A 279-nucleotide genomic window follows, 5' to 3' on the forward strand; every position below is an offset into this window, starting at 1 on the left:
CAATTGTATGTGAAATGTAGTTTGTTAACGCCATTCGACCAACATACTGGAACGGACGTAATAATGTTTGCCATCTTTCTTTTTGTAATAAACGCATTAACGTGACAATGTAGAAGATGACCAATGTCTTTCCGCTTATCATCGTAATACCCATAAGCGAAAATGGTGTGTATGGTTGATTGTTCATAAAGAAGTAAACCATAATAAACCACATCGGTAAAGTTAAAATGAACATAATGATTTGCCATTTTTTAAGTTTTAGTTCTAATTCTTTAGCAC

Annotated in this window: 1 protein-coding gene; it reads right to left on the reverse strand. The window is 33.0% G+C overall.

Annotated elements, in window-relative coordinates:
- On the reverse strand, positions 1–279 hold a 279-nt coding region (locus ACSG5Z_RS32625; RefSeq protein WP_435713011.1), incomplete at both ends, for a DUF418 domain-containing protein.

It is taken from the genome of Bacillus pretiosus (assembly GCF_051294775.1).
Classification (GTDB): Bacteria; Bacillota; Bacilli; order Bacillales; family Bacillaceae_G; genus Bacillus_A; species Bacillus_A wiedmannii.